Source organism: Luedemannella helvata (assembly GCF_039528415.1).
Taxonomy (GTDB): domain Bacteria; phylum Actinomycetota; class Actinomycetes; order Mycobacteriales; family Micromonosporaceae; genus Luedemannella; species Luedemannella helvata.
The window spans coordinates 1-22,125 of record NZ_BAAALS010000001.1 but is presented as its reverse complement, the minus strand read 5'-3'; the positions used below and the strand labels follow the sequence as shown (position 1 = coordinate 22,125).

Sequence of the window (22,125 nt, the reverse complement as noted above, 5' to 3'; positions counted from 1 at the left end):
GCTCTCTGTCAGGCGAGGTTGGTGATCGCGGTCTTGACCTTGTCGGCCACGGTGGCCGGCAGCGGGGCGTAGCCGAGCTTCGTCAGCGCGGTCTGCCCGTCGCCGGCGGCGTGGGCGAGGAAGCCCTTGACCAGCGCCAGCTTGTCGGCCGGGGTGCCCTTGCCGCAGACGATCTCGTACGTCACCAGGACGATCGGGTACGCGCCCGGCGCGGTGGTGTTGTAGTCGATGTCCAGCTTCAGGTCGTCGCCCGTACCGGTGACCTTGGCGCTCTCGATCGTCTTGCCGGCCGACTCGGCGGTCAGCTCGGTGTACTCGCCGGCGCCGTTCTTCACCTTGGCCTTGGTGAGGCCGTTCACCTGGGCGAACGACCACTCGACGTAGCCGATCGCGCCCTTGTTGGCCTTCACCGCGGAGGCGACGCCGTCGGACTTGGTCTCGCCCTGGCCGCCCTCCTTGAGCGGCCATTCCTTGGCGTTGCCGAACGTCCAGTCGGCGGCGGCCGTCTTGCTCAGGTACTTGGTGAAGTTGTCCGTGGTGCCCGACGAGTCGGCCCGGTGGATCGCCAGGATGGCCGTGCCGGGCAGGGTGACGCCGGGGTTGTCGGCCGCGATGGCCGGGTCGTTCCACGTGGTGGCCTGGTAGCTGAAGATCTTGGCCAGGGTCGCCGGGGAGAGCTGCAGGTTCGTGACGCCGTCGAGGTTGTAGACGACGGCCACCGGGCCGATCACCAGGGGCAGGTGGATGGCCGAGTTGCCGGTGCCGCAGCGGGCGTCGGCCCCCGGCTTCTCCTCGTCCTTGAGCGCGGAGTCGGAGCCGGCGAAGTCCGCGGTGCCCGCGGTGAACGCCTGGATCCCGGCGCCGGAGCCGGTGCCCTGGTAGTCGATCGAAGCGCCGGAGCACTTCGCCGCGTAGTCCTTGATCCACTGGTCCATGGCGTTCTTCTGCGCCGTGGAACCCTGTGCGGTGAGCTTGCCGGTGGCGCAGTCGCCGGCGGCGGCGCTCGTGCTATCGGTGCCGGGAGTGGTGTTGTCGTCCGTACCGCACGCGGCGAGCGCGAGCGTCGCGGTCAGCACAACGCCGGCCAGGATGCCGTGCCGCTTGAGCTTCACGTGCTGTCCCTTCGAGGGGTGGGAAGCCGGTCCGGGGTGTCTCCCCCCGGCCGGGCCGGTCTTTTAACCGGCTGAGCAGGACGCTAAGCGGGGCAGGTGGACGGCGAACCGGACGCTGGTGAACGCCCGGTGAACAGGCCGGACCGCCGAGGTGACGTGACGCCACGCTCCTCGGCGGTCCGGGTTGGTGTGTCTTAATCGGCCAGTCTGCGCAGGCGGAAGGCGGCGACGATGTCCGTGACGCCGTGCGTGAGCGCGATGACCGCGACGTAGACGATCAGCAGGTACGCGGAGCGCTCGAACCGTCCGGCCGCCCAGAAGCCGAAGCCCAGCTCGATGATGCCGACGATCAGGAGCAGCCACCAGGCGTCGTTCTCCTCCTTCGTCAGGAAGGCCAGGACGATGTCGGCCGCGCCCTTGAACAGCAGGTACCAGCCGATGAACGCAGACAGCCAGAAGAACGTGCTGCCCGGGTTCAGCAGGGCGACCACCCCGGTGATCAGGAACAGCACCGCGAGTACGCCGTGCAGCCAGCGCCAGCTGGGGGCGGTGAAGGCGTGCGCCGCCTCCACCACGGCGGCCGCGAGGATGACCACCCCGGCCAGCACGGCGATCGCGGCGACCGAGGTGACCGTGAACCGCAGGACGATCCAGGCGATGGCGATCCAGCAGATCCCGGTGATCAGGAAGAACCACCAGGACGCCGTCCGCAGTTGCGGCGGGCTCGGGATGGCGGTCATGTCACACCGCCGATGGATGAACGCCTGTTCATGCTGGTCACCTCTCTGAGCCGTCGGGAATCACGAGGTTGATCAGCCAGCTGACGACCGACACGATGATCGCTCCCCAGAAGCCCGACCAGAAGCCTTCGACGTGGAATGGCAGGTTCAGCTGCTCGGCGAGCCAGCCGACCAGGAGGAAGAGGAGGGCGTTCACGACCAGGGCGAACAGGCCCAGCGTGATGATGTAGAAGAAGCAGCCGAAGATCTTGATGAGCGGCTTGAGGACCGCGTTGACCAGGCCGAAGATGATCGCCACGACGATCAACGTGAGGACGTTCTGCCACGCCTTCGCGCCCGAGGTGTTGATGCCGCTGACGATGAGTGTGGAGATCCACAAGGCCACCGCGGTGACCAGTGTGCGGATGATGAAGCCCATGTCGTCTCCCTCCGGTGCCACCACCGTCATAGTGGCCCGTTCGGGCCGCGAAAAGGAACAAATCCCCTAAATTAGGCGTCATGACCGGTCTGCGACGGACGCTGGTCCGGGGGCACCGTGACTAGCGCCGACGGGCCCGGCGCCGAGGAACGGGCGGAGCTGGCGCGGCTGCGGGCCGAGATCTCGGCGCTGCGCGCCGACGTGAGGACCGGCCACCAGGGGCGCTGGGGGCGACGCGGGCGTTGGCTCGGCGCCTGCGCGCTGCTGCTGCTCGCCGCCGTCCTCGGCGGCGTCAGCCTGCTCGCCGGGTACGTGCGGGGCCAGGTGCTCGACACCGACACCTACGTGGAGACGGTGACGCCCGTGCTGGCGGAGCCGGCGGTCCAGGACGCCGTCGCGAGACGACTCACCGACGAGATCATGCGGCGTGCGGACGTCGCCGGGCTGGCCCGGACGGTCGCGGACCGGCTCGTCGACGAGGGCGTGCCGCCGGCCGTGACGACGCTCGTCGACCCGGTGGTGGCCGGCCTCAACTCGTTCCTCTACGACCGCATCCGGCCGCTGCTGGCCACCGAGCAGGCGCAGGCCGTGTGGCAGCAGGTGAACACCCTGGCGCACCAGGCCGTGGTCACGGTCCTCACCGGCCGGGAGGGCACCTACCTGACCAGCGCCGGCGACTCCGTCACCCTCAACCTGGGCGCCGTACTCTCGTTCGTCAAACAGAAGCTCGTCGAGCAGGGCCTGACGTTCGTCGCCCGCATCCCGGACGTGTCCATCCCGTTCACCGTGGTGCAGTCCGACGCCCTGCCCGACCTGCGCACGTACACGCGGGTACTCGACGTCGCGGCCACCTGGCTGCCCTGGGTCGTGCTGGCGCTCGCCCTCGGGGGCGTGCTGGCCGCCCCGAACCGCCGCCGGGGCATCATCACCGGGGCGGTCATGCTCGGGGTCGTCGCAGCCCTGCTGCTGTTCGCGATCGCGGTCGCCCGGGCGTACTACCAGGACAACCTGCCCGCCGATGTCTCCGAGCCGGCCGCGCTCGCCGTCTTCGACGCGTTCCTGCGGTTCCTGGTCGCCGCGCTGCAGGCGGTCCTGGTCGCGCTCGGCCTCATCGTCGTGATCGGGCTGCTCTGGGGCCCCAGCCCGCCGGCCGTGTTCGCCCGGCGGTGGGCCGACCGGGGGCTCGACGCGCTCGGAGCGCAACTGGCCCGTACGGGTCGCTGGGCCGTGGCGGCGGGTCGCGCGATCGGGCCCGCCCGGCGCGTCATCTACGTGCTGGTGTGCCTGCTCGCCGTGGTCGGCTACGTGGCCGTCGCGCGGCCGTCGATGGCGACCGTCTGGTGGCTCCTCGCGGGCGTCGCCCTGGTCGCGCTGGTGGTCGAGGTGTTCGCCCGCGCCGCCACGGTGCCGCCTCCGGTGCGCAAGGCCGAGCCGGGCGTCGTGGCGGGCTAGCGGCATGGACCGCCGATCGCCCGGGACCGTACCGCTGTCCGGGCGGCTGCGCGCCTTCGTGCTCCTGCTGGTCGGAATCCTGCTCGTCTACGCGGCGATCATCGTGATCGACGACTTCACGGTCTCGGGCGCGCCGAAGGTGGCCGTGCTCGGCGCGCTGCTGGTCGGGGCGGCGTGGACCCGCCGGCACAGCAGCGCCCGGCTCGCCGCGTTCGGCGTCGTCAGCGCGGTGCTCGTGCTCGTCGTGCTCGCGGTGTCCGTCGCCGGCCCCGTACGCCTGGCGTTCGGCGTGAGCGGGGCGGCCATGGTGCTGCTCAGCGTCGGTACGGTCGCGATGCTCATCGCGACGCTCGCCGCAGTGCGCCGGGTGGATTTTTCGACTGTCCTCGGCGTCCTGTGCGTGTACCTGCTCATCGCGCTCATCTTCGCGGCTCTGGGCCAGGTGGGCGCGGCCTTCCAGTACGGCCAGGACCAGTTCGTCCGGGGCGTCGTCGGCCCGCCGTCGCCGTCGGACCTGCTTTATTTCAGCGTCATCACCTTGTGCACGGTCGGCTACGGCGACATCGCGCCCGTGAGCGCCGTGGCCCGCGCGCTCGCGGTGATCGAGGCTCTGGTCGGTCAGCTCTACCTCGTCTCCATCGTGGCGGCCGTGATCGCTGGCTGGCAGGTGGGCGGCACCGCGCGCGCCGAGCGGAAGGACCGTTAGGCCCTTTATTCCGAATAGATACCTAAAGACAGAATCAGCCGCTTACGCTCGTGTTGTTACCCAGGCGACCGGCGGGGTCGCCCGGGCTCCTGGCGCCGCGGGGGCCCGCGCGCCGGCTGCGGATCAGGGGGTACGCGATGAGTGCAGCGGATGCCGCGGCCGGCCGGCCGGCGACGCGCGCGACAACACCCAGGGCCAGCGCGGTACCGGCCAAGGCCTACATCTCCTGGGTGGCCCTGGCTCTCATGACGACCAGCTCGGTGGCCAGCCTGCGCCCCTCGCCCACCATGGCCATGTACGGCCTCGCGGCCGTCTTCCTCTATGTCGTGCCCGGCATCGTCTTCCTGCTGCCGACCGCGCTCGTGTCTGCCGAACTCGCCTCGGGCTGGACCGGCGGCGTCTACAACTGGGTGAGCCAAGGACTCAGCAAGCCGCTGGGCTTCCTCGCCGTCTGGTGCCAGTTCGCCATGACGATCTTCTACTACCCGAGCCTGCTCGGGTACGTGGCCAGCACCCTCGCGTACGTGTTCAATCCCGCCCTGGCGGCGAACGGCCTGTGGACCGCTTTGGTGATCATGGTGTGCTACTGGGCGGGCGTCTACATCTCGTCGCAGGGCACCAAGTCCGTCGCCGGGCTGTCCAGCGCCGGGCTCATCATCGGCACTCTCGTCCCCGGCGCCCTGCTCGTCATCCTTGGCGCGATCTTCCTGGGCGAGGGCAACCCGTCGGCCGCCCCGATGGACGCCTCCCACCTGCTGCCCGCGTGGGCCGGCATCGCGAGCCTCGTGCTCATCGTGAACAACTTCCTGTCGTACTCCGGCATGGAGATGAACGCCGTCCATGTCAGCTCCCTGCGCAACCCCAGCCGCGAGTTTCCCCGGGCGATGTTCCTGGCGATGGGCCTCGTGCTGATCATCTTCATCCTGCCGGCACTGGCCATCGCGTGGGTCGTGCCCGCCCAGCAGTTGTCGCTCACGGCCGGCGTGATGCAGGCGTTCGACGCGGTCCTGTCGGAGTTCGGCGCGAACTGGCTCACCCCGGTCATCGGGATCGCGCTGGTCACGGCGTCGCTCGGCGGCATGCTCACCTGGCTCGCCGGACCGTCCAAGGGCCTGCTGCTGATCTCGCGGCAGGAGGGCTACCTGCCGCCCTTCCTGCAGCGGCTCAACAAGCACGGCGTGCAGCAGAACATCCTGGTCACCCAGGGCATCGTCACGACCGTCATCGCCCTGCTCTACGCCTTCATCCCGGACGTGTCCAGTGCGTACTGGATCTTCTCGGTGATCACCACGCAGGTATACCTCATCGTGTACCTGCTGCTCTTCGTCGCCGCGGTGCGACTGCGGCGCACCCAGCCCGACCACCCGCGCGGCTACCGCGCCCCGATCCTGCTGCCGCTGTGTGTCGTCGGCTTTCTCGCCTCGATCGCCGCCCTGCTCATCGGCTTCGTCCCGCCGTCGCAGTTCAGCGGTGGCGGCGTCGGCGTCTACGTGGCCGTGGTCGCCAGCGGGGTGATCCTCATCGGCCTGTTGGTGCCGTTCCTCTTCTACCGGATGCGCAAGCCCAGTTGGAAGTCGCCCGACGCGGCGGCGACGGCTGAGGAGTAGCCATGAACGTCCACGTCGACGCCGCCCCGAAGACCACCCGGATCATCACCTACGTCGTGCTGGGCGCGATCTTTCTGATCCTGTTGCTGATCGGGCTGGGCACCTTCCGGACGGTGCAGAGGAACCAGCAGGCCATGGGCAAGGCGGCCGAGTTGCAGGCCGCGTACCGCACGGCCGGCCTGCCGGTGCCGAGCACGGAGCAGATCACCGGCCTGCTGGGCACCGATGGCGGGCGACTCTGTGACGACCCCGTCGCGTTCTTCCACCGCACCGTGACGCAGTACGCGGCGACCGGCGCCGGCAATCCGGGCGCCCGCCCGATCATCACCACGGACCAGTTCATCGAGGGTACGGCGTTGGCCATCAACGTCTACTGCCCGGAGGAACTGGCCGAGTTCACGAGTTTCGTCGACGACAACTACGAACTGCGGGGGAAATGATGAACGAGGACCTCCGCACGGCGGTCGAGGACCAGCTGCCCCGCATCCGCACCGAACTCGCCGAACTGGTGTCGTTCCGGTCGGTCGCCGACGCCCGCCAGTACCCGCCGCAGGAGTGCGAGCGGGCCGCCACCTGGGTGCGCGACCGCTTCGGCGAGCTGGGTTTCACGAACCTCGCGCTGTACCCGACCGCCGATGGCAGCAAGGCGGTGTACGGCGAGCGGCGCGCGGCCGGCAACGGACACAGCCCGACCGTGCTGCTCTACGCGCACTATGACGTGCAGCCGCCCCTCGACGAGAAGGCCTGGCACACCCCACCCTTCGAACTGACCGAAGTGGACGGCCGCTGGTACGGCCGCGGCGCGGCCGACTGCAAGGGCAACATCCTGATGCACCTCACGGCCCTGCGCGCGCTCGGCGACGACATTCCCGTCAACCTCAAGCTCATCGTCGAGGGCTCCGAGGAGCAGGGGACGGGCGGGCTGGAGGAGTTCGTCCCCGAGCATGTCGACCTGCTGCGCGCCGACGCGATCCTCGTGTGCGACACCGGCAACGCGGCCGTCGGCGTGCCGACCGTGACGACGTCCCTGCGCGGGCTTGTCAACGTTGTCGTCACGGTGGCGGCGCTGTCGAGCGAGATGCACTCCGGCATGTTCGGCGGACCCGCCCCGGACGCGCTCGCGGCCCTCGTACGAATGCTGTCCTCGCTGCGCGATGAGCAGGGCAACACCACGATCACCGGCCTCGACGCCAGCCAACGATGGCACGGCGTGGACTACCCCGCCGACCAGTTCCGGGCGGACGCGCATGTCCTCGACGGTGTCTCTCTGCTCGGCTCCGGGTCCGTCGCGGACATGCTGTGGGCGCGTCCGGCCGTCACGATCCTCGGCATCGACTGTCCGCCCGTGGTCGGCTCGGCCGCCGCCATCCAGCCGTCCTCACGCGCCCGGCTCAACCTTCGCATACCGCCCGGCATCGAACCCGGGGCCGCGTACGACGCGCTGTCCGCTCACCTGAGGGCCGCGGCCCCCTGGAACGTCCGGGTGACGGTCGAGCGGGAGTCGGCCGGCTCGCCGTTCGAGGTCGGTACGGACGGCCGGGCGTACGCGGCGCTGCGCGAGGCCTTCCGCGAGTCGTACGGGCGGGACATGACGACGGAGGGCCAGGGCGGCTCGATCCCGCTGTGCAACGTGTTCGCCGAGACCTACCCGGACGCGGAGATCGTACTCATGGGGGTGGAGGAGCCCAAGGCGCTCATCCACGCCCCGAACGAGAGCGTGGACCCGTCGGAGATCACCCACATGGCGCTGGCGGAGGCGCTGTTCCTGCGCGGGTACGCGACCGCCTAGAGCGGATCGGGCCGTGCGTGCCGGGGGCGGGGCGCCAGCAGGATCGACCACAGCGACAGCGCCACGGCCGAACTCTCCGGCCGCTCGCCGGGCCGCTTGGCCATGCACGCGCGGGTGATGTCGGCGATCTCGCGCGGCATCCCCGGCACGCTGAGCACCGGGGTCGGCGCCGCGTAGTGCAGCCGCCCGGCCGCGAACGCCGGGCCCGGGCGGCCGCCGGGGCCGCGCATGGGACCGGCCGGCCCGGGGGAGACCCCGGTGAGCATCTGGTAGAGCAGGACACCCAGGGCGTACACGTCGTCGGCGGGATCGCCCGCGCTCGCGCCGCCCTGCGGGTGGGCGGGCGCCGGCTGGGCGGGCGCCGAGTGCGCCTGGGACAGCGGGCGGCGCAGCCGGCCGCTCGTCACCCGGCGACTGGGCGCGGCCGTGAGCCGGCCGGTGAGCGGCTTCGTCGTCACCGCGAGGCCGAAGTCGATGAGCTTCACGCCCGTCGTGGTGATCATGATGTTCTCGGCGGAGACGTCGCGGTGCACGACGCCCCGGCGGTGCGCCACGGCCAGCACGTCGCCGATGGTGGCGGCGATGCGCACCGCCTCCTGCCAGGGAAGCGGCCCGCCGGCCACCCGGGCCGCCAGCATGACGCCCGTCAGCAGCTCCATGACAACGTAGGGCACCATCGAGCCGTTGGGCAGCGGCGCGTCACCGAAGTCGTAGACCTTGGGCACGCTCGGGTGGCGCAGCATGTTCGTGATCAACGCCTCGCGGCGCACCCGCTCGCGGGCGACCGTGTCGCCGGCGTGGGTGGGCGCGAGCATCTTGATGGCCATCGGCTGGCGCCGCACCGTGTCCACGGCGTGGTACACGATGGAGACGCCGCCCTGCCCGATCGGTCCCATGAGGACGTATCGCTGTCGGAAGGCGGTGCCCATCTGTAGCCACGACACGATTCCGGACTATTCCGTACCCGGCGACCCAGGACAAGAGGATGGCCGCGACGTTCACCGTATTGCTATGCGCCGGGCGCTATGGGTAACCGCCGGGCGTTCCGGGTAACCCTGAGAATTTTTGACTTTGTCGATATATGTTCGAGCTGGTAGAGGCCCCAAAGAGGCGCCTGGTAGGCCGTTGACCTCGGCTTCTTCCACCAACTTACGTCGATATCGAGGCCTCGCTATGTATGGGAATGCCGGTTTTTGGACACCCAAACGCAATGGGGCGTTGACAAGCTCGAAACGATGGACCACGCTGTGTCCGTGGGAGCGCTTCCATAGAGTCCCAACGACGTGGACCCTGTTGTTCGGAGACCCCGATGACCATTGCTGATCTGCAGTACCTGCCCCGTCCCGCCGGCGATGACGACCCCGAGTCCGACTCCCCGACCCTTGCCCACGTGGCGGCGCTCGCCGGAGTGTCCTTGGCGACCGCCTCGCGGGTGCTAAACAACTCCGCCGGAGTGAGCATGCGCGCCCGCGAGCAGGTGCGCGACGCGGTCACCCATCTGGGATACGTGCGTCGTCGGGCCGCCCGCGCCACCACCACCAAGCGCGTACGCGCGGTAGCCGCCGTCGTGTGCGCCAACAACAACCGTCTCTTCTCCGACCCGTTCTACGCCCGGATCATCTCCGGGGCCACCGAGGAACTGGCCGGACACGACGTCCCGCTCATGGTTATCCCGGTGACCGACGACCGGCTCTCGCTCATCGAGCCGAGCTTGCACTCCGGACACTACTCCGGTGTGCTCCTCGTTGGCGCCCACGACCGGCACTCGCTGACCGTCTCGCTCCCGGCGGCTGGTGTACCGGTAACGATGATCGGCCGTCCGCTGCACGCCACCCGGGCGTCGTACGTCGACGTCGACAACAAGGGCGGCGCCCGCCTCGCGGTTGAGCACCTGATCCGCCAGGGCCGGCGCAACATCGCCACGATCGCCGGACCGCCGAACATGGCGGTCGGGGCCGACCGGCTCGCGGGCTACAAGGAGTCCCTGGCCCGCGCCGGCCTGCCCGAGATGCCCATCGCGTACGGCGACTTCAGCCAGGCGTCGGCCGTGCACGCCATGTGGCGGCTGCTCGACCAGCGCCCCGGCCTCGACGCCGTCTTCGTGGCCTCGGACATCATGGCCACCGGCGCACTGCACGCCCTGCGCCGGGCCGGTCGTCGCGTCCCTGACGACGTGGCCGTGGTGGGCTTCGACGACATCCCGCTCGCCGCACACACCAACCCGCCGCTCACCACCATCCGCCAGCCGATCGAGGAGACCGGGACCATGGCCGCCCGGCGTCTTCTCTCCATCATCGACGGCGAGGCCGAAGAGCAGGACCCGCTGCTGCCGACGACTCTCGTGGCCCGGGCTTCCGCTTAAGCACGGCGGCTTCCCTGGCGGCGGTCGGTCCCACCACCCCGACCGCCGCCAGGGACTTCTCTCAGACTTCTCCTCCCTCCCGAGCCGGGCGTGGTTCCCGTGGGTGACCCCTGCGGGACCACGCCCCGCTTATTCCCAGAGGGCCGTTCGACGGGCCAGGATGCACGGGTGAAGGCCAACCTCTCGGCCGCCGCGGCGGTGCTCATCCTGCTGGTGGCGCTCGGCGCCGCCGTCTACGCCGTGGTCCGCCAGCGCGGCCGGCGGGTCATCGCCACGGCCGGCCAGCGGGCCACCTACGAGGTGCTGCACACGGCCGGGCTGGCGGCCGAGCCGCTGCGCGCCGGGCTGTCCGCGGCGACGGCTGGCAAAGCCGCACGTCACCTGCGTACGCTCATCGGCTCTTCGGGGTTGGCGATCGTCGGGCGCGACGGGCTGCTCGCCTACGACGGCGCCGACGACCACCACCGTGACCAGCTTGAGGCCGCCGCGCGCCGCGCCGTGGCCACCGGGCGGTCCACCGTGATGAGCGCCCGTGACCTGCACTGCGACGAGATCGACTGTGCGGTGCGCGGCGCGGTCGTTGTGGCCCTCGCCCTGCCCGACAGCGCGGCGGTCGAGGGCGCCCTCGTCGCCGTGACCGACCGGCCGGTCATGCCCGGCATGGTCCGCGCCGCCCTGGAGACCGGCCGGTGGGCGGCCACCCAGCTGGCGCTCGCCGAGCTGGACTCGTCGCGGGCCCGGCTCGCCCGCGCGGAGCTGCGGGCGCTGCGCGCTCAGATCAGCCCGCATTTCGTCTACAACGCGCTGTCCGCGATCGGTTCGTTTGTGCGCACCGACCCCGAGCGGGCCCGGGAGCTGATCCTTGAGTTCGCCGAGTTCACCCGCTACAGCTTCCGGTCGCACGGGGAGTACACGACGCTGGCGGAGGAGCTGCGCTCCATCGACCGCTACCTGACGATCGAGCGGGCCCGCTTCGGCGAGCGACTCCAGGTGCGCTTGCAGGTGGCACCCGAGGTGCTGCCGGTGGGCATGCCGTTCCTGTGCCTGCAACCGCTGGTCGAGAACGCCGTCCGGCACGGGGTCTCACCCAAGCCGGGGGTCGGCACGGTCAGCATCGTGGCCCGCGACGCCGGCGCCGAATGCGTGATCACGGTCGAGGACGACGGTGTGGGCATGGACCCGGAGGTGCTCGCCCGGGCGGTTGACGCCGACGAACCGGACGCCGGCCAGCACGTGGGTCTCTCAAACGTCGACGAGCGGTTGCGTTCCGTCTTCGGCGACGGGTTCGGCCTGGTCGTGGAGACCGCCCCTGGCGCCGGCACGAAGATCAGCATGCGGGTGCCGAAGTTCCGCCCGGACGTCCACCCCGCCCGGGCGACCTGACGAGGCTCAGGCGAACAGCTCGTCGACGCTCGTGGCGGTCGTCGCGCGGCGGATCCACCGCTCCAGCTGGGCAACGTCCGTGCACGCCGTGATGCGGGCGCGCGCGTCGGAGGACACCTCGATGCCGCGGGCGTCCAGCACCGTGAGCAACGACCGCGCCTCGCCCTCGGCGCGGCCCTCAGCGCGTCCCTCGATCCGCCCTTCGATGCGGCCCTCGGTGAGGCCCTCGATGCGACCTTCCGTACGGCCTTCCGTGCGGCCCTGCTCGAGGCCTTCCTCCAAGCCGAGCTCGCGCCCTTCCTTGCGCCCCTGCATGACGAACTTGCGGACAAGCTCGCTCTGGTATTCGCGGACGCGGGTCGCCATAAGGTCCTCCAAGGTCTGGCGGGCGGCCGCGCTCAACGCCTCGGCCACGATGTCAGAATACAGGGTCGAGCGCTCGCCATCGACGCTCTCAAGCACCGTGAGCAGTGCGTTCGCGATCTCCGGGAACTGCGGGTCGTCGCCGTGCGCCATCGCCGACAGGACGACAAGCTCGGGTGTGTGCACGGCCTTCTCCGCGTCGGTGACGACCGGTACCCGGTCCGGGCCGAGGACCAGCGGCACGAGCGTGAAGCCGGGGTGGCCCAGCTCGATCGGTGTGGCACACCAGGTGAGCTTTGTCGAGTCGGGACAGACGACCAGCAGGACGGTCGGGCAGTGCAGGCGGGCGCGCAACGTGGTCACATAGACCGGCCAGCTCCACCGCTTCTCCTTGTCGCGGCCCAGTTGCACCTCCACGATGACGGCAAGGACGGGCGTCCCCGTCGCGGTCAGCACCGCCACGGCGTCGGCCCGGTACTGGGTCGGCGCGAGGTCCGCATAGTCGCCCGGCTCCATCCGGGTTCCGTCATGCGGCGGCAGTTCGACACCGAGCGCGTTGGTCAAAAGCTCCGGGGCCAGCGACGGTCGGTGCCGGAACAGCTCGATGAGCGCTTCGTGGAGGTTCGAGGGCATGCGAGCGAAGCTATGGGATGCGTGCTTTGGGCCGTCAACGCTTGTCACCCGATCGGGTTAGTGCTCAGGCGAGGTCGGCGTCGTGGACGAGGAGGGCGATCTGCACGCGGTTGTTCAGGTCGAGTTTGGTGAGCAGCCGGGACACGTACGCCTTCACGGTCGCCACGGACATGAACAGCTCCGTGGCGATCTCCGCGTTGGAGCAGCCGCGGCCGACCGCGAGCGCCACCTCGCGCTCGCGCGGGCTCAGCGTCGCCAGCTGGCCCAGGGCGCGGTCGCGGCGCTCGTCGCCGCCGGTGGCGACCACGTGCGTGATGAGCTGGCGGGTGACCGTGGGGGACAGGGTCGCCTCGCCGGCCGCCACGCGACGGATGGCGGCCACGATCTCGGCGGGTGGGGTGTCCTTGAGCAGGAAGCCGCTCGCGCCCGCCCGCAACGCGCGCAGCACGTACTGGTCGAGGTCGAAGGTGGTGAGGACGAGCACCTCGGGCGCGTCCGGGGCCGCACGCAGCGCGGACGTCGCGGCCAGGCCGTCGACGCGGGACATGCGGATGTCCATGAGGACCACGTCGGGCGCGCAGGCGCGCACCGCGTCGGGCACCTCGTCCCCGTCGGCTGCCTCGCCGACAACGGTCAGGTCGGGCGCCCCGCCGATGATCATCGACAGGCCGGCGCGGACCAGCGGGTCGTCGTCGGCGATGAGGACGCGGATCACGCCGGCCACGGCAACCAGGCCTGCACGCGGAAGTCGCCCGCCGGCGTGGTGCCGTTGCGGAAGTGGCCGCCGATGAGCGTGACCCGCTCGGCCAGCCCGGCCAGCCCGGTGCCCGTGCCCGGAATGCCCGACGGATGCACCGCCGGGGGTGGGTTGCTCACCGCCATGGTCAGGCCCTCGCCCGGGCCACCGTTCAGCTCGATGCTGACCCGCGCGCCGGGGGCGTGCTTGCGCGCGTTGGTCAGCGCCTCCTGAACGAGACGGTACGCCGTGGTGGCGATCGTGGCCGGCGCCTGATCGCTCGCGACGACCTCGTTGTGCACGTCGACGCGCATGCCGGCCGACCGGCACTCGTTCACGAGGCCGGGCAGGTCGGCGAGGCGCCGTTGAGGCCGCTCCCCCTCGCCCGCCGCCGCGCCGCCGTCGGCGTCACTGTCACGCAGCACGCCGAGCACCTCGCGCAGGTCCGACAGCGCCTGGTGGGCGCTGGCCCGGATCACGGCCGCCGCCTTCGCGACCTCCGCCGGCGGGGCGTCCGGCCGGAACTCCAGGGCGCCCGCATGCAGGCTGAGCAGCGAGATCCGGTGCGCGAGCACGTCGTGCATGTCGTGGGCGAGCCGCGTGCGTTCCAGTTGGCGCGCCTGCGCCACGCGCAACTGCTGCTCCGCCTCGGCGCGTTCGGCCCGCTCCCGCAGCGACAGCACCAACTGCCGGCGTGCCCGCACGAAGAGCCCCCAGGCCAGCAACAACGCGACAATCACCACGTTGGTGATGAACGTGCCGAGCCAACCGACGTCCTGATCTGGACGCAGCGCGTTGAACGCCGTCCCCGTCGCGACGGCGCCGGCCGCCAGCGGCGCGGAGACGGACAGTGGCCGGTGCACGATGACCGAGAACAGGACGAACGCCTGGGCCACGCCGCCGGACACCGAGAACACCGCGACCGGCAGCGCGGCCACCGCCAACGCCACGGGCCAGCGCCGGCGCAGCCACAGCACGCCGCAGGAGAGCAGGCCGAGCGCGGAGTCGAGGTCGAGCAGCCACGACGGGCCGTTGAGCCCGATCCTCAGCGGGTTCTCCGGCAGGGTGGCCCCCCACGACACGTAGAGCCAGAACAGCAGCGCGCCGACGAAGGCGATCGTGTCGACGGCCCAGTCCCGCGCCGACCGACCGGGCCGGCCACCCGCCGGACGGGCGGTCAGGCTGGCCGGCAGCAGCCAGGGGTGGTCGGGCGCGACGGTGCTGCTCATGCCGTAAATCGTAGGGAGCGGCGGCAGGGCGCCGATACCTACCAAAGTCGGTGGCGGACGCGACCCCGGTCGGCGCGGCGCTAGACCGACAGCCGCAGCGGCGCGGGCGCCCGCGCGGCGACGCTGATCCGCATGATTGAGATAACCCACCTGACCAAGAAGTACGCCGGACGAGCGGTCGTCGACGACATCTCGTTCACGTGCCGCCCCGGCACCGTCACCGGGTTCCTGGGTCCCAACGGCTCCGGCAAGTCGACCACCCTGCGCATCCTGTGCGGCCTGACGCCCCCGTCGGCCGGGTCGGCGACCGTACTCGGCGGGGCCTACCGCGACCTGCCCAACCCGGCGCGGCGGGTCGGCGTCCTGCTCGACGCGTCCGCCCAGCACGGCGGGCGGACCGGGCGGGAGGCGCTCACCCTGGCCTGCCTCACCGTGGGCGCGCCGCGCGGCCGGGTGGCCGAACTGTTCGCCCAGGTCGGACTCGACGAGCGCGCCGCGCGCAAGCGCGTCCGGGCGTACTCACTGGGCATGCGCCAGCGGCTCGGCCTGGCCGTGGCCCTGCTCGGCGAGCCCGAGGTGCTCATCCTCGACGAACCCGCCAACGGACTCGACCCCGAGGGCATCGCGTGGATGCGCACGCTGCTGCGCAGCTTCGCCGACCGGGGCGGCACGGTGCTGCTGTCGTCGCACCTGCTCGGCGAGGTGCAGGCCGTCGCCGACCAGATCGTCCTCATCCACCACGGCCGGGTCGTCGAGCAGGGCCGGACAGCAGACCTCGTCGCCGGGGGCCGCTCGCTCGAGGACCTCTTCCTCACCCACACCGCGTCCGGAACGGAGACCACCCCATGACCGAAACCACCCCGTCGCTGGGCCGCCTCACCGTCGTGGAGCTGCGCAAGCTCGTCGACACCCGGTCGGGCCGGTGGCTGCTCATCACCATCGCCGTCCTGGCGGCCGTCGTCGCGACGCTGCAGGCGATCTTTTCCGAGCCGGGCGACCGTACGTTCGCCAACTTCTACCTCGTGTCCGTGTTTCCTGTCGCGCTACTGCTGCCCGTACTCGGGATTCTGCTCGTCACCAGCGAGTGGTCGCAGCGGACCGCGCTGACCACGTTCACCCTGGTCCCGAAGCGGCATCGGGTCGCGGCAGCCAAGGTGACCGTCGCGGTGATCGCGTCGGTCGTCGCCGTGCCGGCGAGCCTCGCGGTGGCCACGGTCGCGACGGCCGCGTCCAGCGGTGAGTGGACGTTCCACGCGCAGCTGCTCTGGGGCGCCGCGCTGGCGCACGCGATCGGCGTGCTGATGGGGGTGGGGTTCGGCATGCTCCTGCTCAACAGCCCGTTGGCCATCGTGGTCTACCTCATCCTGCCGACGCTGTGGACCATCCTGGGCGCGACCATTCGGTCGCTGAACACGGTGGCCCAGTGGCTCGACACGACCATCACCACCGCGCCGCTGTTCGAACCGGAGATGACCGGCGGCCAGTGGGCCCGCTTGGGCGTCTCCGTGGCGGTGTGGGCACTCCTTCCGCTGGTCGCGGGGATGATCCGCATCAACATGCGCGAAGTCGCTTGACCCGCCGGTGACGATCGCAAGCGTGAACACCCCGAACCGTCAGATCCGCGCCCGCTACACCGACGAGACAATCACGGTCTATCAGGCGTACTCCGACGAGATCGCCCGGCCCGCGCTCGCGGCCGGGCGGTTCGTCGCGCCGTTGAAGCGCGAGCGGATGACCTGGATCAAGCCGTCGTTCCTCTGGATGATGTACCGCTGCGGGTGGGCCACGAAGCCCGGCCAGGAACGGGTGCTGGCTATCGAGATCACCCGCGCCGGCTTCGAGTGGGCGCTGGCGCGCGCGTGTCTGAGCCACTACGACCGCGATCACCACGCCTCGCGCGACGAGTGGTCGCGGCAGCTCAAGGTCAGCCCCGTGCGGGTGCAGTGGGACCCCGAGCGGTCGCTGCGCCTGGAAGCGCTTCCGTACCGGTCGCTGCAGGTCGGACTGTCCGGCGCCGCGGTCGCCGACTATGTCGACGCCTGGACGGTCGCGATCACCGACGCGACGCCGCTCGCCAAGGAGATCCGCCGCCGGCTGGACGAAGGCGACGAGGCGGGCGCGACGTCCCTGCTGCCCGCCGAGCGGCCGTACGGTCTCCCCGCCAGTATCGGCGCCGTTGTCGGTGCCACCTCGGCCCGGTCGGAGGAGGACACGGCGACGTCTCACCGACGATGATCGCCGGATGGTCGTGTGGATGGCGGCGGACCCGGTGGCCGCGTCGTGGACGCTCGGCCGGGTGATCGGGATCGGGTGCCCACTGCTGTTCGTGGCGGTCACGGCGGTTCTCCTCATAGCGTCCGCCGGCCGGCGCGGGCGCGGGTAAACGAGGGGTAGCCGGGGAAGGGTCCGAACAGCGAGGATGCTCCCTATGGGCACTCATATCTACACCGGTCTACGTGTCCTCGCCGTTGACGACGAGCCACCGGCCCTCGACGAGCTGGCCTTCCTGCTGCGCGGCGACCCGCGCGTGGCCACCGTACGCACGGCCGGCGACGCGACCGGTGCCCTGCGCGTCCTGCGCGACGAGGAGGTCGACGCCGCCTTCCTCGACATCCGGCTGCCCGGCCTCGACGGCGTGGAACTGGCCCGGGTGCTCAGCCGCTTCGCCCGCCCGCCCGCGATCGTGTTCGTCACCGCGTACGACGACCGGGCCGTGGACGCGTTCGACCTGGGCGTCGTCGACTACGTGCGCAAACCCGTGCAGGCCGACCGGCTCGCGGAGTCGCTGCGGCGCATCGCGTCCGCCCGGCTCGTGCCCGCCCACCCCGCCGTCGCGGCGAGCCAGGCGCGGGCGGCGGCCGACGCCGCCCCCGACGTGATGATCCCCATCGAGCTGGCCGGCACCACGCGGCTGCTGCCCCGCTCCGCCGTGCGCTGGGTGGAGGCGCAGGGCGACTACGCGCGGCTGCACACCGCCGAGGCGTCGCACCTGATCCGGGTGCCGTTGACGACCCTGGCCGAGCGCTGGGCGGACGCCGGTTACGTCCGCATCCACCGGTCCTACCTGGTGCAGTTGGCGCTCATCAGCGAGCTGCGGCTGGCCGGCAACGCGTACGTGGTCGTCATCGACGGTCGCGAGCTGCCGGTCGCGCGCCGGCACACGCGCGAACTCAAGGACCGCCTCGTCCGCGCGGCCAAGCAGGACTGGGCGCGCTGATGTCCGAGGAGAAACCCCAACGGGTACGGATCGTGCTCGCCGATATCCCCCGGCCGTCGCGCACCGCCGCCACCCGCACGGAGCTGACTGAGCAGACCCACGTCGGCGACGCGCTCGTGCGCGGCCTGGTGCGGGCCCAGCTCGCCCTCGCGGTGCGCCTCACGGCCGTGGTGGCGATCGGGCTGGGCGGGCTGCCGCTGCTGTTCGCGGTCGCGCCGGTCGTGGCCGACCAGCGGCTGTTCGGGGTGTCCCTGCCGTGGCTGCTGCTCGGCGCGCTGGCCTACCCGTTCCTGTTCGCGGTCGGCTGGGCCTACGTGCGGCTGTCCACGCGCGCGGAGCGGGACTTCACCGACCTCGTCGAACGTCCGTGACCGGGCGGAACGGGGTGGCGGCGTGACCAATTCCTACGCCGTGCCCGCGATCGTCGCGATCACGCTCGTCACGGTCGTCATCGGCGCGTTCGGGCTGCGCCTGGCCCGGTCCACCTCCGACTTCCTCGTCGCCTCCCGCGAGGTGAGCCCGCACTGGAACGCGGCCGCCATCTCCGGGGAGTACCTGTCGGCCGCGTCGTTCCTGGGCGTGGCCGGCCTCATCCTCAAGTACGGCGTGGACGTGCTCTGGTACCCCGTGGGCTTCGCCGCCGGGTACCTGGCCCTGCTGCTGTTCGTGGCCGCGCCGCTGCGCCGGTCGGGGGCGTTCACCCTGCCCGACTTCTGCCAGCTGCGCCTGGGCGCCCCGTGGCTGCGCAAGCTCGCCACCGCGTTCGTCATCTTCATCGGCTGGCTCTACCTCGTGCCGCAGTTGCAGGGCGCCGGCCTGACGCTGCGCGCCGTCACCGGCGCCCACTACACCCTCGGGGTGTTCCTCGTCGCCGGCGTGGTCACCGCGAACGTGGCCCTGGGCGGCATGCGCTCCATCACGTACGTGCAGGCCTTCCAGTACTGGCTGAAGCTCACCGCGCTCGCCGTACCCGTGATCTTCCTGCTCGGTCACTGGCAGCGGCAGGGCCAGCCGCCCATCCCGACGCCGACGGAGTGGCTGCTCCCGCTGGTCGGCGAGGAGCACGGGCTGTTCGCCACGTACTCGCTGATCCTCGCCACGTTCCTCGGCACGATGGGGCTGCCGCACGTACTCGTGAGGTTCTACACCAACTCCGACGGCGCCGCGGCCCGCCGCACCACGCTGGTCGTCCTCGGCCTTGTCGGGCTGTTCTACCTGTTCCCGACGATCTACGGGGTGCTCGGGCGGTTCTACACGCCGGACCTGGTGGCCACGGGGGAGACCGACACGGTCGTGCTGGCGCTGCCCGGCGCCGCGATCGGCGGGCTGGCCGGCGAACTGCTCGGCGCGCTCGTGGCGGCCGGCGCGTTCGCGGCGTTCCTGTCCACGTCGTCGGGGCTGCTCACCGCCGTCGCCGGCGTGCTGTCCACCGACGTGCTCGGGCGCGGTTCCGTGCGCAGCTTCCGCTGGTCGGCGGTCGTCGCGGGCGCGGTACCGGCGGCGCTGGCGCTGCGCGTGGACGCCCTCGACGTGTCACAGGTCGTGGGTCTGGCGTTCGCGGTGGCCGCGTCGTCGTTCTGCCCGCTGCTGGTCCTCGGCATCTGGTGGCGCGGGCTGACCGACATCGGCGCGGCGGCCGGGATCATGGCCGGCGGCGGGTCGGCGGTCGGCGCCGTGCTGGTCACGGTCGTCGGGCCGCCGCTGTCCGGCTGGGCCGCCACGCTGGTCGAACAGCCCGCTGCCTGGACCGTTCCGCTCGCCTTCACGGTTATGGTGACCGTGTCGATCATGTCCCGGCGTCGCGTGCCGGCCTCCGTCGGCGCGATCATGCTGCGCCTGCACGCCCCGGACGCGCTCCGGGCCGACACCCCTCGGTAAGCGGTCGCGATCAATGCGCTCGGCGCAGCGCACCCGCCGTTCGGCGCACGCGGCGCCCGTTGATCGGCGCGTGTGGCGCAGGGCACACCTAGCGTGCCGTCAGTCCACCACGTGGGCCTGTCGGCCCACCTCATAGCGAGGCGGTGACACCTATGACCGACGAGCCAGAGCCGGCGACGTCCGGCGACGGTGGTTCGCGATACCTACAGGTGCAGCAGTCAGCGGAGTTCGCGGGCCTACGGCGGGCGTTCCGGCGCTTCGTCTTCCCGGCCACGGCCGCCTTCCTGGTCTGGTACGCGCTCTATGTGATCCTCTCCGCGTACGCGCGGGACTTCATGGGCACGAAGGTGTTCGGCAACATCAACGTCGCCCTCATCTTCGGCCTGCTGCAGTTCGTGACGACGTTCCTCATCGCGTGGCTCTACGAGCGGTACGCCACCAACAAGCTGGAGCCCGTCCAGGAGAGCCTCAAGGCCCAGGTCGAGAACGGGGAGGAGCCGGCATGAGCGAGCGAATCATCAGCTCAGTGGTAGATCATGCCGACGCCGAGCGGAGCGAGGTGGCGGCATGATCCTCGCAGCTGAGCCGGCCGTTTCCGCCCGTACCCTGACGATTGTTCTGTTTGTCGTCTTCGTCGCGATCACCTTGTGGATCACGGTCTGGGCGAGCCGGCAGACCCGTAGCGCCACGGACTTCTACGCCGGTGGCCGGTCGTTCTCCAGCTTCCAGAACGGCATGGCGATCGGCGGCGACTACATGTCGGCCGCGTCGTTCCTCGGCATCGCCGGCATCATCGCGCTGTCCGGCTACGACGGGTTCCTCTACTCCATCGGCTTCCTCGTCGCCTGGCTGGTCGCGCTCCTGCTCGTCGCCGAGCTGATGCGCAACTCCGGCAAGTACACGATGGCCGACGTCCTGGCGTTCCGCATGCGCCAGCGGCCCGTCCGTACCGCCGCGTCGATCTCCACCATCGTCGTGTCGATCTTCTACCTGATCGCGCAGATGGTCGGCGCGGGTTCGCTCGTCGCCCTGCTGCTGGGCATCCAGACCGGCGAGACGTTCCTGGGCATGTCCGGCGAGACCGCGAAGATCGTCACGATCATCTTCATCGGCATCCTCATGATCGTGTACGTCGTCATCGGCGGCATGAAGGGCACCACCTACGTCCAGATCGTCAAGGCGTTCATGCTGATGATCGGCGCCCTGCTCATGACGTTGCTCGTCTTCGTGGCGTACAAGTTCAACATCTCCGACCTGCTCGGCGACGCCGCGGAGAAGTCCGGCAAGGGCGACGCGTTCCTCGAACCGGGCCTGCGCTACGGCAAGGACATCGCCGACAACGCGCTCGCGTCGACCGTGTCGAAGCTCGACCTGCTCTCCCTCGGCCTGGCCCTCGTGCTCGGCACCGCCGGCCTGCCGCACATCCTGATCCGCTTCTACACCGTGCCCACCGCGCGGGCCGCCCGCCGCTCCGTCGTCTGGGCCATCGGCATCATCGGCACCTTCTACCTGATGACGCTGGCCCTCGGCTTCGGCGCCGCGGCGCTCGTCGGCTCCGCCGACATCGCGAAGCAGGACGCCGCCGGCAACACGGCCGCGCCGCAACTCGCCCAGGCACTGGGCGAAAAGTACCTGGGTGGCGGTACGGGCGGGGCAGTCCTGCTCGCCGTCATCGCGGCGGTCGCGTTCGCCACGATCCTCGCGGTCGTGGCCGGCCTGACCCTCGCCTCGTCCTCGTCGGTGGCGCACGACCTGTACGCCAACGTCATCAAGAAGGGCGAGACCGGCGAGCGCGACGAGGTCAAGGTCGCCCGCATCGCGGCGTTCGCCATCGGCGCCGTCGCGATCCTGCTGGCCATCTTCGCCCGCGGACTCAACGTGGCGTTCCTCGTCGCGGTCGCGTTCGCGATCGCCGCGTCGGCGAACCTGCCGGCGATCCTCTTCTCGCTGTTCTGGAAGAAGTTCAACACCCGGGGCGCGACGTGGGGCATCTACGGCGGTCTCGGCTCGGCACTGCTCGTCGTGATGCTCAGCCCGATCGTCTGGGGCGGCGCGAGCTCGTCGCTGCCGGCGGCGAAGCTCACCCCCGCCCAGGCGGCGACCTGCAACGTGGCCGCCGACTCCAAGGAGGTGGCGAACGCCTCGGCGCTGTTCAGCTGCACGACGCCCGCGCCGATCCCGTTCTCCAACCCCGGCCTCATCTCCATCCCGCTCGGCTTCCTGTTCGCCGCCATCGGCGCGGTCACGAGCAGGGAGCGCGACGAGGAGAAGTACGCCGAACTGGAGGTCCGCTCCCTGACCGGCGCCGGAGCCCACTAGGCGACCCGCGCACGCACCCCTCTCCAGGTGCCCGCCCCGCAACGAAGCGGGGCGGGCACCTTCCCACGCCCGGGCCGCGCTTCGCGCCCACCCGCGCCGCGTCTCGCGCCCGCCTGGGCCGCCAAAGTGATGCTCCTATGGTTTGTCAACGGTGAGGGCGTGGTGGATTTCGCGTGCGATG

21 protein-coding genes and 2 pseudogenes are annotated in these 22,125 nt (G+C 70.9%); 16 read left to right on the top strand and 7 right to left on the bottom strand.

All coding sequences use genetic code 11. The annotated features are described in order from the left end of the window. Positions 1-8: 8 nt before the first annotated feature. The 3 genes from pstS to ABD191_RS00105 form a co-directional block, all read right to left on the bottom strand. Positions 9-1,112 carry a phosphate ABC transporter substrate-binding protein PstS gene (gene pstS, locus ABD191_RS00115; RefSeq protein WP_344075356.1) on the bottom strand — a complete coding sequence of 368 codons (1,104 nt, stop codon included), beginning with the start codon at positions 1,110-1,112 and terminating at the stop codon, positions 9-11. Positions 1,113-1,306: 194 nt separating this feature from the next. Continuing rightward, positions 1,307-1,852 carry an HdeD family acid-resistance protein gene (locus ABD191_RS00110; RefSeq protein WP_344075354.1) on the bottom strand — a complete coding sequence of 182 codons (546 nt, stop codon included), beginning with the start codon at positions 1,850-1,852 and terminating at the stop codon, positions 1,307-1,309. 37 nt (positions 1,853-1,889) lie between these two features. Continuing rightward, the gene (locus ABD191_RS00105) at positions 1,890-2,270 is read right to left on the bottom strand and encodes a phage holin family protein (protein WP_344076100.1); all 381 of its coding nucleotides are present in this window, start codon (positions 2,268-2,270) and stop codon (positions 1,890-1,892) included. Between the two features lie 117 nt (positions 2,271-2,387). On the opposite strand from ABD191_RS00105, the gene ABD191_RS00100 reads away from it, so the two are divergent. From ABD191_RS00100 to ABD191_RS00080, 5 genes are all read left to right on the top strand, one after another. Further along, positions 2,388-3,722 carry a hypothetical protein gene (locus ABD191_RS00100; RefSeq protein ID WP_344075352.1) on the top strand — a complete coding sequence of 445 codons (1,335 nt, stop codon included), beginning with the start codon at positions 2,388-2,390 and terminating at the stop codon, positions 3,720-3,722. Between the two features lie 4 nt (positions 3,723-3,726). After that, entirely contained in the window at positions 3,727-4,428 is a 702-nt protein-coding gene (locus ABD191_RS00095) for a potassium channel family protein (protein WP_344075351.1), read from the top strand. A 137-nt stretch (positions 4,429-4,565) separates the two neighbouring features. Continuing rightward, a complete protein-coding gene (gene gadC, locus ABD191_RS00090) occupies positions 4,566-6,035 on the top strand; it encodes a glutamate/gamma-aminobutyrate antiporter GadC (RefSeq protein ID WP_344075349.1) in 1,470 nt (489 codons plus the stop codon). A gap of 2 nt (positions 6,036-6,037) precedes the next feature. Next, on the top strand, positions 6,038-6,475 hold the full coding sequence (locus tag ABD191_RS00085; RefSeq protein WP_344075347.1) for a hypothetical protein: 438 nt from the start codon (positions 6,038-6,040) through the stop codon (positions 6,473-6,475). Next, positions 6,475-7,824 carry a dipeptidase gene (locus tag ABD191_RS00080; RefSeq protein ID WP_344075345.1) on the top strand — a complete coding sequence of 450 codons (1,350 nt, stop codon included), beginning with the start codon at positions 6,475-6,477 and terminating at the stop codon, positions 7,822-7,824. Before ABD191_RS00085 ends, ABD191_RS00080 begins: the two co-directional genes overlap by 1 nt. Here the strand turns inward: ABD191_RS00080 and ABD191_RS00075 are convergent. Then, positions 7,821-8,720 (bottom strand): serine/threonine-protein kinase, encoded by a 900-nt coding sequence (locus ABD191_RS00075; RefSeq protein ID WP_344075343.1) that lies wholly within the window; start codon positions 8,718-8,720, stop codon positions 7,821-7,823. The genes ABD191_RS00080 and ABD191_RS00075 overlap by 4 nt on opposite strands. A gap of 413 nt (positions 8,721-9,133) precedes the next feature. Between ABD191_RS00075 and ABD191_RS00070 the strand changes: the two genes are divergently transcribed. Then, the gene (locus tag ABD191_RS00070) at positions 9,134-10,186 is read left to right on the top strand and encodes a LacI family DNA-binding transcriptional regulator (RefSeq protein WP_344075340.1); all 1,053 of its coding nucleotides are present in this window, start codon (positions 9,134-9,136) and stop codon (positions 10,184-10,186) included. Positions 10,187-10,354: 168 nt separating this feature from the next. After that, on the top strand, positions 10,355-11,569 hold the full coding sequence (locus ABD191_RS00065) for a histidine kinase (protein ID WP_344075338.1): 1,215 nt from the start codon (positions 10,355-10,357) through the stop codon (positions 11,567-11,569). A gap of 6 nt (positions 11,570-11,575) precedes the next feature. On the opposite strand, the gene ABD191_RS00060 is transcribed toward ABD191_RS00065, so the two are convergent. From ABD191_RS00060 to ABD191_RS00050, 3 genes are all read right to left on the bottom strand, one after another. Beyond that, on the bottom strand, positions 11,576-12,565 hold the full coding sequence (locus ABD191_RS00060; RefSeq protein WP_344075336.1) for a hypothetical protein: 990 nt from the start codon (positions 12,563-12,565) through the stop codon (positions 11,576-11,578). Positions 12,566-12,629: 64 nt separating this feature from the next. Then, positions 12,630-13,298, bottom strand: a complete 669-nt coding sequence (locus ABD191_RS00055) for a response regulator (protein WP_425560632.1) — start codon at positions 13,296-13,298, stop codon at positions 12,630-12,632. Next, positions 13,277-14,530, bottom strand: coding sequence for a sensor histidine kinase (locus tag ABD191_RS00050; RefSeq protein WP_344075331.1), 1,254 nt, complete (start codon positions 14,528-14,530; stop codon positions 13,277-13,279). The genes ABD191_RS00055 and ABD191_RS00050 overlap by 22 nt, the downstream gene beginning before the upstream one ends. Before the next feature lie 132 nt (positions 14,531-14,662). Here ABD191_RS00050 and ABD191_RS00045 point away from each other — a divergent pair. From ABD191_RS00045 to ABD191_RS00005, 9 genes and pseudogenes are all read left to right on the top strand, one after another. After that, positions 14,663-15,313: pseudogene (locus tag ABD191_RS00045) on the top strand (ABC transporter ATP-binding protein); the annotation flags it as partial. 62 nt (positions 15,314-15,375) lie between these two features. After that, complete coding sequence (locus tag ABD191_RS00040; RefSeq protein ID WP_344075330.1) at positions 15,376-16,104, top strand: ABC transporter permease; 729 nt, start codon at positions 15,376-15,378, stop codon at positions 16,102-16,104. A 22-nt stretch (positions 16,105-16,126) separates the two neighbouring features. Beyond that, on the top strand, positions 16,127-16,765 hold the full coding sequence (locus ABD191_RS00035; protein WP_344075328.1) for a DUF4291 domain-containing protein: 639 nt from the start codon (positions 16,127-16,129) through the stop codon (positions 16,763-16,765). A 7-nt stretch (positions 16,766-16,772) separates the two neighbouring features. Beyond that, positions 16,773-16,913 carry a hypothetical protein gene (locus tag ABD191_RS00030; RefSeq protein ID WP_344075326.1) on the top strand — a complete coding sequence of 47 codons (141 nt, stop codon included), beginning with the start codon at positions 16,773-16,775 and terminating at the stop codon, positions 16,911-16,913. Between the two features lie 45 nt (positions 16,914-16,958). Continuing rightward, complete coding sequence (locus ABD191_RS00025) at positions 16,959-17,747, top strand: LytR/AlgR family response regulator transcription factor (protein ID WP_344075324.1); 789 nt, start codon at positions 16,959-16,961, stop codon at positions 17,745-17,747. Next, complete coding sequence (locus ABD191_RS00020; protein ID WP_344075322.1) at positions 17,747-18,118, top strand: DUF485 domain-containing protein; 372 nt, start codon at positions 17,747-17,749, stop codon at positions 18,116-18,118. Before ABD191_RS00025 ends, ABD191_RS00020 begins: the two co-directional genes overlap by 1 nt. Before the next feature lie 22 nt (positions 18,119-18,140). Further along, the gene (locus tag ABD191_RS00015) at positions 18,141-19,625 is read left to right on the top strand and encodes a sodium/solute symporter (protein ID WP_344075319.1); all 1,485 of its coding nucleotides are present in this window, start codon (positions 18,141-18,143) and stop codon (positions 19,623-19,625) included. A 152-nt stretch (positions 19,626-19,777) separates the two neighbouring features. Next, entirely contained in the window at positions 19,778-20,131 is a 354-nt protein-coding gene (locus tag ABD191_RS00010) for a DUF485 domain-containing protein (RefSeq protein ID WP_344075317.1), read from the top strand. Positions 20,132-20,192: 61 nt separating this feature from the next. After that, positions 20,193-21,674, top strand: a pseudogene (locus tag ABD191_RS00005) (solute symporter family protein); the annotation flags it as partial. Positions 21,675-22,125 lie beyond the last annotated feature (451 nt).

Bases quoted from the DNA above. Each gene is read 5' to 3' on its own strand.
- ABD191_RS00020 (WP_344075322.1), top strand. From the start codon at position 17,747: ATGTCCGAGGAGAAACCCCAACGGGTACGGATCGTGCTCGCCGATATC.
- ABD191_RS00060 (WP_344075336.1), bottom strand. From the start codon at position 12,565: ATGCCCTCGAACCTCCACGAAGCGCTCATCGAGCTGTTCCGGCACCGA.
- ABD191_RS00095 (WP_344075351.1), top strand. From the start codon at position 3,727: ATGGACCGCCGATCGCCCGGGACCGTACCGCTGTCCGGGCGGCTGCGC.
- ABD191_RS00105 (WP_344076100.1), bottom strand. From the start codon at position 2,270: ATGGGCTTCATCATCCGCACACTGGTCACCGCGGTGGCCTTGTGGATC.
- ABD191_RS00070 (WP_344075340.1), top strand. From the start codon at position 9,134: ATGACCATTGCTGATCTGCAGTACCTGCCCCGTCCCGCCGGCGATGAC.
- gadC (WP_344075349.1), top strand. From the start codon at position 4,566: ATGAGTGCAGCGGATGCCGCGGCCGGCCGGCCGGCGACGCGCGCGACA.
- ABD191_RS00050 (WP_344075331.1), bottom strand. From the start codon at position 14,530: ATGAGCAGCACCGTCGCGCCCGACCACCCCTGGCTGCTGCCGGCCAGC.
- ABD191_RS00080 (WP_344075345.1), top strand. From the start codon at position 6,475: ATGAACGAGGACCTCCGCACGGCGGTCGAGGACCAGCTGCCCCGCATC.
- ABD191_RS00040 (WP_344075330.1), top strand. From the start codon at position 15,376: ATGACCGAAACCACCCCGTCGCTGGGCCGCCTCACCGTCGTGGAGCTG.
- ABD191_RS00025 (WP_344075324.1), top strand. From the start codon at position 16,959: ATGGGCACTCATATCTACACCGGTCTACGTGTCCTCGCCGTTGACGAC.
- ABD191_RS00030 (WP_344075326.1), top strand. From the start codon at position 16,773: ATGGTCGTGTGGATGGCGGCGGACCCGGTGGCCGCGTCGTGGACGCTC.
- ABD191_RS00110 (WP_344075354.1), bottom strand. From the start codon at position 1,852: ATGACCGCCATCCCGAGCCCGCCGCAACTGCGGACGGCGTCCTGGTGG.
- ABD191_RS00075 (WP_344075343.1), bottom strand. From the start codon at position 8,720: ATGGGACCGATCGGGCAGGGCGGCGTCTCCATCGTGTACCACGCCGTG.
- ABD191_RS00085 (WP_344075347.1), top strand. From the start codon at position 6,038: ATGAACGTCCACGTCGACGCCGCCCCGAAGACCACCCGGATCATCACC.
- ABD191_RS00010 (WP_344075317.1), top strand. From the start codon at position 19,778: ATGACCGACGAGCCAGAGCCGGCGACGTCCGGCGACGGTGGTTCGCGA.